Origin of the sequence: Micromonospora sp. NBS 11-29 (genome assembly GCF_002140155.1) — a bacterium.
GTDB lineage: Bacteria > Actinomycetota > Actinomycetes > Mycobacteriales > Micromonosporaceae > Micromonospora.
In genome coordinates this window covers 433,624-445,386 of the sequence record NZ_NAPR01000004.1, presented here as the reverse complement: position 1 = coordinate 445,386, position 11,763 = coordinate 433,624, and the positions used below count along the sequence as shown (strand labels likewise).

The 11,763-nt window shown below is 71.7% G+C and carries 7 protein-coding genes and 1 pseudogene; 3 read left to right on the top strand and 5 right to left on the bottom strand.

Translation table 11 applies throughout. The features are described from left to right. Both B1205_RS33280 and B1205_RS06130 read right to left on the bottom strand, forming a co-directional pair. Positions 1-229: pseudogene (locus tag B1205_RS33280) on the bottom strand (hypothetical protein); the annotation flags it as partial. Continuing rightward, positions 230-1,579, bottom strand: a complete 1,350-nt coding sequence (locus B1205_RS06130) for a 3-oxoacyl-ACP reductase (RefSeq protein WP_089154710.1) — start codon at positions 1,577-1,579, stop codon at positions 230-232. Between the two features lie 54 nt (positions 1,580-1,633). Between B1205_RS06130 and B1205_RS06125 the strand changes: the two genes are divergently transcribed. Beyond that, positions 1,634-2,926 carry an acetyl-CoA C-acetyltransferase gene (locus B1205_RS06125; protein WP_089154709.1) on the top strand — a complete coding sequence of 431 codons (1,293 nt, stop codon included), beginning with the start codon at positions 1,634-1,636 and terminating at the stop codon, positions 2,924-2,926. A 60-nt stretch (positions 2,927-2,986) separates the two neighbouring features. Here the strand turns inward: B1205_RS06125 and B1205_RS06120 are convergent, their stop codons facing one another. Beyond that, on the bottom strand, positions 2,987-5,218 hold the full coding sequence (locus B1205_RS06120; RefSeq protein WP_176308443.1) for a right-handed parallel beta-helix repeat-containing protein: 2,232 nt from the start codon (positions 5,216-5,218) through the stop codon (positions 2,987-2,989). 206 nt (positions 5,219-5,424) lie between these two features. Between B1205_RS06120 and B1205_RS06115 the strand changes: the two genes are divergently transcribed. Continuing rightward, entirely contained in the window at positions 5,425-6,174 is a 750-nt protein-coding gene (locus tag B1205_RS06115) for a TNT domain-containing protein (protein ID WP_089154707.1), read from the top strand. 17 nt (positions 6,175-6,191) lie between these two features. After that, positions 6,192-6,443 carry a hypothetical protein gene (locus B1205_RS06110; protein WP_089154706.1) on the top strand — a complete coding sequence of 84 codons (252 nt, stop codon included), beginning with the start codon at positions 6,192-6,194 and terminating at the stop codon, positions 6,441-6,443. On the opposite strand, the gene B1205_RS06105 is transcribed toward B1205_RS06110, so the two are convergent. Continuing rightward, entirely contained in the window at positions 6,418-11,277 is a 4,860-nt protein-coding gene (locus B1205_RS06105) for a wHTH domain-containing protein (RefSeq protein WP_176308441.1), read from the bottom strand. The genes B1205_RS06110 and B1205_RS06105 overlap by 26 nt on opposite strands. 5 nt (positions 11,278-11,282) lie before the next feature. Then, positions 11,283-11,609: a Pepco domain-containing protein gene (locus B1205_RS29525; protein WP_176308440.1), complete on the bottom strand. Its 327-nt coding sequence runs from the start codon at positions 11,607-11,609 to the stop codon at positions 11,283-11,285. Positions 11,610-11,763 lie beyond the last annotated feature (154 nt).

Sequence of the window (11,763 nt, the reverse complement as noted above, 5' to 3'; positions counted from 1 at the left end):
CCCGCCCCGTACCAAGCACCCCTCCCACCAGCGCCCGCCGGTACAGCCCCCCCACCCCCGGCACCCGCCCCAGCTCGACACGCCGCCGCCCACCCGACCCCCCACTGCGTTGACCATGGAGTTGGCCGCCTTGTGGATCTCCGAAAGTGCCGTCAACTTCATGATCAACGGGGTGGGGCGGGGGGTCGGGGAGGGTGCGGTCGTCTTGGGGCTCGTTGTGGGGTTTCATTTAGGCTCCCAGAAGGCTCTGGCCGCAGACGCGGACGACGTTGCCGGTGACCGCGCCGGTCGCCGGCCAGGAGAGCCAGCCGATCGTCTCGGCCACGTCGACCGGCAGGCCGCCCTGCGACATGCTGTTCATCCGCCGACCCGCCTCCCGGATGGTCAACGGGATGCGCGCGGTCAGCCGGGTCTCGATGAACCCGGGCGCGACCGCGTTCAGGCTGATGCCGCGCTCGCGCAGCACCGGCGAGAGCGAGTCGACCAGGCCGATCACGCCGGCCTTGCTGGTCGCGTAGTTGGTCTGCCCCCGGTTGCCGGCGATGCCGGCGATCGAGGAGACCGAGACGATCCGCCCGCCGACCGGGATCAGGTCGCGTTCCAGCAGCACGTCGTTGATCCGTTCCTGGCTGGACAGGTTGACGTCGATCACCGAGTCCCACCGGTCGGCGTCCATCCGGCCGAGCGTCTTGTCCCGGGTGATGCCGGCGTTGTGCACCACCACGTCGACCCGGCCATGCCGGGACGCCAGATGCTCGGCCAGCCGGGTCGGCGCGTCCGGCGCGGTCAGGTCGAGCTGCACCGCGCTGCCGCCGATGTCGTTGGCTACCGTGGCCAGCTCGTCCCCGGCCGCCGGGACGTCCAACGCCACCACCCGGGCGCCGTCGCGGGCCAGCACCGTCGCCAGCGCCGCGCCGATGCCCCGGGCCGCGCCGGTGACCAGCACCACCTGCCCGTCCAGCGGCCGATCCCAGTCGGCCGGCGCGACGGCCGTGCCGGCACCGATCCGCACGACCTGACCCGAGACGTACGCGGAGCGGCCGGAGAGCAGGAAACGCAGGGTGGACTCCAGACTCACCGGGGTGCCGGCGTCACCGTCGCGGGTGACGTACACCAGTTGGGCGGTGACCCCCCGGCCGAACTCCTTGCCGATGCTGCGGGTCAGCCCCTCCAACGCGCGCTGGGCGGTCGCCTCCCGGGGCGAGCCGCACTCGGCCGGCGGGGTGCCGAGCACGATCACCCGACCGCTGGGCAGCAGCGACCGGGCCTGCGGGTGGAAGAAGTCGTAGAGCTGGCGCAGCCCGGTGGAGTCGGTGACGCCGCTGGCGTCGTACACCAGGGCGGCGAAGCGGCCGTCGGCGGTGGCCGGGTCGACCAGCTCGACCCCGGCGGCGGTCAGGATCGACCCGGCTGGCTCGGCGAGCCGGCCGCCGGTCGCGGAGCCGAGCAGGACCGGCCCGGGAACGAGCGGGTCACCCGGCGTGTGTCGGCGCAGTCGGGGCGGGTCGGGCAGGCCGAGGCGCTTGACCAGCGCGCGACCGGCCCCCGTCTGGACGAAGCTCGCGTACCTGTCGCTCATGGGCGTAGCCTACTGGCGAGTAGGGTTGGGGCAACAGCTTCGAGGAGGCCGATCGTGCAGAGTGTCCGGCGGGTCGCGGTGATCGGCGGCAACCGCATCCCCTTCGCCCGGTCCAACTCGCGCTACGCGCACGCGTCGAACGCGGACATGCTGGGCGCGGCGCTCGACGGGCTGGTCGCCCGGTTCGGGCTGGCCGGCGAGCGGCTCGGCGAAGTCGTGGCCGGCGCGGTGCTGAAGCACTCCCGGGACTTCAACCTCACCCGCGAGGTGGTGCTCGGCTCCCGCCTCGACCCGCACACCCCGGCGTACGACGTCCAGCAGGCCTGCGGCACCGGGCTGGAGGCCGCCATCCTGGTCGCCAACAAGATCGCCCTCGGGCAGATCGAGGTCGGCGTGGCCGGTGGCGTGGACACCACCTCGGACGCGCCGCTGGCCGTCAACGAGGACCTGCGCCGCACCCTGATCCAGCTCAACTCCGCCCGGACCCTCGGCGAGCGGCTCAAGCTGGCGGCGAAGCTGCGCCCGCTCCAGCCGTTCAAGCCGGAGATCCCGCGCAACGCCGAGCCGCGAACCGGGCTGTCGATGGGCGAGCACGCCGCGGTGACGGCGCTGCGCTGGAACGTCGACCGGGCCGCCCAGGACGAACTGGCGCTCCGGTCGCACCAGCGGCTCGCCGCCGCGTACGAGAAGGGGTTCTTCGACGACCTGATGACCCCCTACCTGGGGCTGACCCGCGACCAGAACCTGCGGCCGGACACCACGCTGGAGAAGCTCGGCTCGCTCAAGCCGGTCTTCGGCGCCAAGGGGCCGGACGCCGAACGGGCCACCATGACCGCCGGCAACTCCTCGCCGCTGACCGACGGCGCGTCGACCGTGCTGCTCGCCTCCGAGGAGTGGGCGCGGGCGCACAACCTGCCGGTGCTGGCCTGGTTCTCCTGGTCCGAGACCGCCGCCGTCGACTTCGTGCACGGTGACGAGGGGCTGCTGATGGCCCCCGCGTACGCGGTGCCCCGGATGCTGGCCCGGGCCGGGCTGAGCCTCCAGGACTTCGACTTCTACGAGATCCACGAGGCGTTCGCCTCGCAGGTGCTGGCCACGCTCGCGGCCTGGGAGTCGCCGGAGTTCTGCAAGGAGCGGCTGGGCCTGGACGCGCCACTCGGGTCGATCGACCGCGACCGGCTCAACGTGAACGGCTCGTCGCTGGCCGCCGGGCACCCGTTCGCCGCCACCGGCGGCCGCATCGTCGCCACCCTCGCCAAGCTGCTCGACGCGAAGGGCGGCGGACGCGGCCTGATCTCCATCTGCGCGGCCGGCGGGCAGGGTGTGACCGCGATCCTGGAGCGCTGACCGACGGCGACGCCCGCCCGGGATCTCGTTCCGGGCGGGCGTCGTGCGTTTCGCCAGGGGTCAGCCGCCGAGGGTGAACTTCTCCCAGGCGCCGATGGTGGTGCGGTTGGCGATCAGCGGGTTCGCGCCGCCGTTGTCGGCGCTGACGTAGCGACTGTTGACGGTCGCCCGGAGGCTGACCGTGCCGTCGGCGTTGCGGATCAGGACGAACGCCTCCCAGGCGCCGGCGCTGGCGCGGTTGGCGATCAGCGGTTTGAGGCCGCCGTTGTCCGCGCTGACGACCTGGCGGTTGGCCCGGGCGAGGAGCGCCACCTTTCCGCCGCCGAGGTCGAGCAGGTCGAACCGCTGCGCGACGCCCACGCTGGTGCTGCCGGCGATCAACGGCTTGACGCCGGCGGTGACGAAGCGGCCGTTTGCGCCGGCCTTCAGCGTCCGGCCCACATTGGCCACGTCGACCTGGTAGAACTTCTGGTCCGCGCCGACGGAATTGCCGTTGGCGATCAACGGCGTGGTCGCGTTCGCGGTCGCGGTCACGTACCTGCCGCCGGCCACCGACCTCAGGCTGATGCTGCCGTCCGCGTTGCGGACCAGCGTGAACCGTTCGTTGTCGCCGACCACCACGGTCTGGTACGTCAGGGACGCGACGCCGGCGGTGTCGGCCGTGACGTACCGCCCGGCGGAGCGCAGGAACAGGGCGACCCTTCCGTTCCCGGCGTCGACCAGGTCGAACCGACCGGTCGGGCCGAGATCCAGTTGATCGGCGCCCAGCGCGGGCCACGGCACGTTGGCCATCGGAGCGACGTACCGGAGCGCGGAGAATGTGAGGAGACCCACGGTGCCGGTGCGGGGCAGCACGCTCACCTGCTGGGTGGTGTCGTCCTTCCGGCCGTCGGTGCCGGTGGCCCGGACGGTGACGCCATACGTGTCGCGGACGGCGTACCGGTGCGTGACCACCGGCGTCTCCTGGGTGACGATGGTGCCGTCGCCAAAGTCGAACCGGTAGGTGGCGATGGGCGCCACCCCCGCCACGGTGGCCGAGGCGTCGACGGTTACCGAGCCCGCGTCCAGATCCGGCGTGAGGGAGAAGCGGGTGTCCGGCCCGCGAACGGTCTCGACCGCACCCCGGTCGGCATAGGGCACCGGGCCGGCACCGGTGTTCGGCACCGCCGGGTCGTCCACCCGGGCGATACCGTTCCGGTCGGTGGCCGGGAAGCCCGGCGCGGCCGAGTTGGCCGAGTCGTACCCACCCGTGGGGCCGGGCGTGTCCAGGTCGTGCGCGGCCTGACCGGAGGCGGTCCGGAACGCCGCCAGGCCCATCCGGGTGCCGTTCCAGTCGTAGATCCCCGAGGAGCCGGCGGTGTAGAGGTCGACGAGGTTGTAGTCGACCACCGTGTCGGCGGCGGCGTTGCCCGCCACGGCGATCTGCGGGCCGTGACCGACCGGGGCCGGGCAGCTGTGGTTGACACTCTTGGCGAGCCGGTTGTTCTGCACCGATACGCCGGTGGAGCCGCCGTCGACGCGGATGCCGCTGAGGCAGCGGTCCTGGAGGGTGTTGTTCGTGATCGCCGTGCCGGTGGCGCCGGCGTTGTGGACGCCGTGACCGATGCCCTGGCCGATGTCGTTGTTCGCCACCGTCGTCCCGCGCGCGCTGGCGGCGACGCTGATGGCGGCACCGGTGAAACGCGTGACGTCGTTGCCGACGATCATGTTGTCCGGGCCCTCGACCCGGATCCCGAGGCTGTCCGCGACCAGGTCGTTCGGGTTACCGAGCACACTCAGCGACGACAGGCGTACGCCCGAGGTGGCACCGTTCAGCAGCACCGCCGTGGTCAGCGAAGAGCCGGAGACGGAGGAGTCGGTCATCACCGAGTCGGTGACCCCGGAGAAGCGCACCGCCGTTCCGGTCACGCCGTCGGTCAGGCTGAAGCCGCTGTTCCTGATCGTGATTCGGCTGGCGTCGCGGATGTCGACCGCCGGGCTCTGGGCCGCGCCGGGGACCTGGATCCGTTCGATGCTGACGTCGTGCTGGCCGTCGATGGTGATGCCGGCCGTCGGGCCGGACAACTGTGCGGTGGAGGAGGCCCGGAAGACGATGGGGGCGTCGGGCGTGCCGGACCGGGTGACGGTGAGGTGCTCCCGGTAGACGCCGCCGCTGATCTCGACGGCCTGGCCCGGGGAGACGACCGACGCGGCGGCGTTGATCGAACAGAACGGCTGGTCGAACGTGCCCGGACCGGCGTCTGAGCAGCTCGTGGCCNCTGCGGCGAGCCCGGCGAGAAGGGTTTTGCGCATGCGGATCCTCGGTCGAGGAGGGAAGGCCCGGAGTGGACCGAGAAGATCATCCCTGGTGGCCCCGGTTGCCACCGACCTGGCGCGCATATCGGGCGTCGAGCGGCAGGGCGTGTGTTTTCGGCGGGGACAGTGTCGCAAAGGCTGGCGGTAGTTCGATCAGGTGCAAGTCAGACAAAGCTTCATATTTATAGCGAAAACCTCTCAGGATGGCAGCTACTGCTACATCCCATCTCAGGAGGTTTCCGGTGAAAACACGCCGATGGTTGCTCGCGCTCGTCTCGGGGGCGGCCCTCGTCCTCGTACCCGGTGCGGTGCCACCCGCAGGTGCGGCCGCCGCCACGACCCTCGCCGCCCGGGTCGCCGCCCTTCCCTCGGACCAGGGTGCCGACGCGTCCGACCCGCAGCGTGGGCGTGACCCGCAACGGCCGCCCACCCAGAGCCTGTGCCGGCCGGGCACCCCGCCCACCGCGCCGCCGACCACGCAGTTCTACGACGGCAACCCGTTGCTCGGTCCGGCCGAGTTGCCCACCGCCGNCCCGCCGGCCAGCGGGTTCGTCATCGCGCCGGACGGCCGCCCGCTCAAGCAGGCGCAGACCCTGCTGGCCGGCTACCGGCTGGACCGCTTCGGCTTCTCCGGCGGTGCCTTCCTCTCCCCGCTCGGCACCCCGTTCAGCTCCCGCGCGCTCACCCCGCAGAGCCTGAACACACCGGCGAACGCGCCGCTGGCCAACTACCACGTCTACTGCGTGGTCAAGCCGTTCACCGTCGACTCCGGCCCGATCGCGTCCTGGTTCGCCCAGCCGGGCATGGGTACGCAGTTCCAGCTCAACCCGGCGTACCTGCCGCAGGCCGGGGCCATGCTGACCGTGCAGTGGCTGCTCGACAACGGGTACCTCGTCGAAGAGGATCTGACCGCCGGGGCGTGCGTACGGACCGCGTCCCTGGCCGCCTGCTGAGGAACGGGAGGTCGGGCGTGGACCGGCATCAGGTACGCGCGGCGCTGCTGGCGGCCGGGCTGTCCCCGGACGCCTTCGCGCTGGAGGGCGTGCACGAGCAGGTGCCGGTCCCGCCCGACTTCTGGTTTCTCCGCCGCGCGCCCGGAGGCGGCTGGGAGATCGGCCTCTACGAGCGCGGGGGGTACGACGTCCGACAGCGCTTCGGGACCGAGGAGGAGGCGTGCGCCGGGCTCTGGCAGGCGCTCACCGGCCGTCCGGCTCCGCCGTGACCGGCGGCGGGACGAGCTGCACCGTGGCTCCCTCGGGCAGGCCGACCGAGGGTCCGACGTGCCACTCGTCGAAGCCCTGGAAGCCGAGTTCCCGGAGCCGTTGCGACACCCGCGCCGGGCTGAGCCCGGTGATCGCGGCGGCGATCACGAGCCGGCCGAGGGAGAGCGCCTCGGCCGGTTCGATCCAGGGGCGCTCGCCGTCCAGCGACTGGCTGACAAGCACCGTGTCCTCCGTCGAGAGGTAGTCGGGCAGGGAGTGCTCGGGCGTCGTGTGGCCCAGTTCCCGGAGGCGTTGCGCCACCTGGTCCGGGGTGCGGCCGGTGCGTTGGGCCGCGGCGACGAGGTGACCGACCGGCGCGGGCCGCTCCAGGTCGAGCCAGGGTGGCTCGCCGCTCAGCCGGACGCTGAGCATGATCAGATCCGCCGAGTTGGTGTCGTCCGGCGGCAGTTCGGACCGGGTGGTGAGGCCGAAGCGCCGCAGTCGCTCGTGCACCTGGGCGTAGGTGAGCCCGGTTCGTCGCGCGCCGAGCAGGACGTGTCCCGGCGGCACGGTCCTGGCCGGGTCGAGCCAGGGGTTGTCCCCGTCCAGGTCCTGACTGAGCAGACCGAGATCGGTGAACGTGACGGTGTCCGGCAGGGAGACCTCGGGGGTCCGGAAGCCGTACTCCTCGAGCCGCGACGCCACCTCGGCGGGCGACTGTTCCAGTGCGCTCGCGGCGGCGACCAGGTGGGAGGGCGGGACGGGGGTGCCGGGATGCAACCACGGCTGCCGCTTGTCCAGGTCCCGGCTGAGGAGTACGAGGTCGTTCTCGGTCACGGTCTCCGGGAATTTCTGTTCGGCGATCCGGTAACCGAGCTGTCGTAGCCGTTCGGCGGCCCGGCTCGGGGTCAGCCCGCTGCGGAGGGCCGCCGTGACGAGCATGTGCGGTTGCAGGGGACCGGAGACGTCCATGGGACCCCCACCGCTGGGCCGGCGGTCGGGCGGTGCCGTACCGCGCACCGCCACCCGCAGTTCGGCTTCGTGCAGGCGTTGCGGCTGGTCGTCGGAGTCCCACAGCAGCTTGACCTCCACCTCGGGAGGCAGGTCGCCGGGGGGCGGGACCGACGCGTCGTAACCGAGCCGGCGTAGTCGTTCGACGACCTCCTCGGCCGGGAGGCCGACCACGAATGCGGCGACGACGACATGTCCACCGGAGACCGTCTCGCCGAGCCGCAACCACGGGCGCACGCCGTCGAACTGCGTGCTCGCCACGACGAGGTCGAGGCGGTCCAGACCGCCCGGCGGGACGTCGCGGACGGTGAAGCCGAGCCGGCGGAGGCGCTCCGCGGCGAGGTCGGTGGCGATGCCGGCGGTGGCTGCGGCCGCCACGAGGTGGGGCACCACCACCTCGTCGGCCTGGTCCAACCACGGCGCGCTCCCGTCGATGTCCCGACTCAGCAGCAGCCGATCGGTCGGGGTCGTCAGGTCGGGCAACTCGTGCCGAGGAGCCGAGTAGCCGAGCTCGACGAGTCGCTCGACGACCGCGGGTAGGGCCGGGCCGCGGTTGTTGGCCGTCGCGATGAGGTGACCGATGGATATCGGCCGGGCCGGATCGAGCCAGCCCCGACCGGTGCCGTCGACCTGGGTGAGCAACCCGTCGCTGGGCCGGGCCCGGATGACGCGCCCGTGGGACACCCTCAACTCGGTGCCGTAGAGGCCGGCGGCGATCCAGGCGACCAGGCGCCAGGTCCCCACCGGATGGGTCAGATCCGAGAGTTCTCCGCCTTTCGGGGGATCCGACGGGGGGCGCTCCGGATCGGGCTCCACAAGTGGGAAGATCGTCAGTACCGCGTCCGGTGGGTAACAACCGACGGTGCGGAGTTCGTCCGCCAGGGTGCTTCCCGGCCAGGACGTCCGGCCCGCATCGAGCGCCAGCTCGAAGACCGCATCCCCCACCACCGGTAGGCGTCTCGTGAGTTCCGAGATCCACTCGTGGTGGAACAGTGGGCTGTCGGCGGCACCCGCCGCCGCGGCGGCCTCCCAGAGGAGACCGGCCACGGTCTCCGACTCGTCGTCGAGCATCTGGGTCCGGTTCACCGAGAGCCGAGGGGCCCGGGTGCCGTACAGGTTGACCACGGCGGTGCACGGCGCCTCCTGTATCCAGATGCCGTCCACCAGCACGGCACCGGGCCGGTCGCACCACCACACCGGATGGGGATCCGAGCCGACCACGATCGGACCCGGGAGCAACGACCGGCCGGACCGCTCGCCCGGCTGGAAGGGGTCGCCGGCACCCAGCGGGGCGATCCGCGACAGGCGCCGGGGCTCCCACACCGCCAACTCCTCGCCGTGGGTCACGGTGGTCCGGAACTCGGCGACCCAGAGGAGCTTACGGAGGAAGTCCAGGCAGGAGTGCTGCTCGGTGTCCTTGCGGAGGTAGAGCCGGACCCGCGTGCCGGCGTCCTGCCCCGGCCCGAGTTCCCGGATCCGGAAGAGGTTGCCCGGCCCGGCGATGGAGACCCAGAGGCGGCTGCCGGGCCGTCCCTCCTGACCGAACCGGCACGTCTCCACGGTGATCTCGTCGGCGAGCATGAAGTAGCTCAGCACACCGACGCCGAAGCGGCTGTTGGGGAAGAAGTCGATCGGCGGCTTCAGCCGGGCCCAACGGGACTGCTCCTCCACGAACTCGGACGTCTCGACGAAGCGCGTGCCGGCCTGGGAGAAGACGTCGGTCAACTCGCGGACGCCCATGCCCACGCCGTTGTCCACGCACTCCAGGTAGGGGCGTCCCTGCTCGTCCCGGCCCTGGACGAACTCGATCCGGCCCGCCCACGCGGGTACGGGCCGGCCGATCCGGCTCAGGTACTCGTTGCGGGCGGAGCGGTAGCGGCACGCGTCGAGCGCGTTCTGGTACAGCTCGCGGATGGCCAGGAGCGGATCGCCGTAGAGCTGCTCACCCATGAGCAGTTCCTGGATCCGGTCCTCGGCGAGGTGGAACCGCACCCCGGCGGACTGGTAGGCCCGCCCGTCCGGCCCCTCGCTCGGGCGGACCTGCTCCGCCGAGGCGTGTGCCGGCAGGGCCGAGAGCGGCTTCAAATGGGCGTCTTCGGCCGCGCCGTCCTGGATCTCGACCAGCAGCGTGTCGAAGAACTCGACGTGCGCCCGCAACGCGATCTCGATGGCCGGGTGTGCGCAGGTGGTCCGCAGCACCCGGACCGGCCCACGGGACTCCCATTCGGCCGACTCGATGGAGGCGTGCAGTTCCTCCGGCGACACCGGGTCGCTGATCCCCATGTGCTCGACGACCACCTCCGGCAGGGCGGCGGCCTCGATCGCCATGGCCCGTCCCGCGGCCAGGAGGTAGGCGACCAGACGCTCGCGTACCGGTTGTTCCTCGGCCGTGCCCGCGCCGACCGTGCAGCGGCTCTGCAACCGCCCGGGGCGGTCGGCCCGGGTGAGGAAGCCGGGGCCACCGCGCAGGCTCCGGATCAGTTCGATCACCCGGGGCTGCTCGAAGACCCGGGTGGACAGGTGCAGTGACGCGACCCCGAGCGGGATCAACTCCGCGACGTCGCCGTCGGACCGGGCCAGGGACCGTCGCGCGATCCACCGGTGGAGCAGCCACCACCCGATCTGACCGGCGACGTCGGAGTGCTGTGCCTGACCGTTGAGCCGGCGCCACAGCCGCGGATAGCTTTGCGCGAAGCGCCGGTAGGAGTCGCTCTCCGGGTCCGACGGCTGCTCCTGTGCGTCCCAGTTGGTCGGATCGACGCGCACGGCGCGGGCGGCGCGCAACGCCCAGAACGTGTCGTACAGGTAGGGGCCGGCCACCAGCAACGCGGCCTCGGCGGAGGACAGGTGCAACTCGCCGGACGAGGTCGCGGCGGGAAACGCGAGCAGGTTCGTCAGGAATTCCACCCGGCGGCTGATCCGGGTGGCGAGATCCGGCTCGTGCCACGGATCGCGACCCAACTCCCGCGCGGCGTCCCGGCGCAGTCGTACGACGTGTTCGACGAGGCTGATGGTGGAGGTGCGGAGTTCTTCGTTGACGAGCGGCGGCGCGACCAGGTCCCAGGCCCGGTGCGACTGCGCCTGGGCGACCCAGTCGAACGAGCGTTGTCCCGACCGGCGGGAGGAGAGCGGCAGCGGCGTTATCCGCACGCCACCGGAATGGACGTGCGCGGTCTGGACCCGCCGATCGTGCGCCGCCGCCAACTCCGCCATCTGCTCGTTGACCGCGGCGACGAGTTCGTCCAGGGTGCGGCCGGCCTCACCACCGGTCAGGATCTGCTGCAACGCCCGGGAGAACACGCTGAACGAATCGCTGCCCGGAACGAACTGCGCCTTCTCCCCGGGCCCGCAGGCGAACAGGAATGCGATGCGCTGCTGCGTCACATGGCTGATCCGACCGGTGCTCCACCGCCTCAGGTCGAGGGCCATGGACTCCTGGTCGAATCCCTCACGGCAGGCGTCCACGACGACGATGACCTGCCCGGCCCGGCTCCGTTCGATCGCGCCGGCCCAGTAGTTGAGTGGCACCATCGATTCGGTGAGCGGAATCCGCAGATCGGCCTCGGACGGCACCAGATAGTCGACGCCGCCCGTGTGGGCGCCGTGCCCGCTCAGATAGACGAGAAGGTTGTCGTTGAGCTGGGCGCTCTCCAGGAACTGGGTGACCTCGGCGCAGATCTTGGGCCGGCTGAGCCGGCCGCCCTCCAGGGTCCGGACCCGGTATCCGTTCTCCTCCAGGGCCACGCTCAGGGCACCGATGTCGTTCGTGACGAAGGGAAGCGGCAGGATCTGCGGGTCGTCGTACTCCGCGACACCGAGCAGGAGAGCGCGGAAGGTCGCCACGACGGCTACTCCCGGAACGTCAGCGTGACCGTGCCCTTGGACCCGACCTCGGTGGTACCGACCAGGTTGAGCCCGCCCTTGGCCGACACCTCGAAGCTGAACTGCGCCTCGGCGAGCCGGAGCCGACCGGTCTCCTCGGTCACCTCGTCGAAGACGGTGCGCAGCGCGGCCACGGTGTGCCGGACGCTCGCCCGGAGCGCGGCGACCGGGATGTGCCGGACGGCCACCTCCCGCTCGCCCTTGCGGAACAGGCCCATGGTGTCCGGGTCGTCCGACACCTCCACGGAAACCAGGAAGGGCAGGGTGTCGACATCGGTTACGGGTTCGGACATCGCCGGACGCCTCCCGGATCCATGATTGTTGACGGAGGGCGGAAAGCATATCCATGGAATTCACGCCCTACGGCGACTGTCGCAACGCCGACATGCCGTCCGACCGACCGCCGGGACCGGCCTGATGTTCGGCGGTGCGAGGCGTACGAAAGAA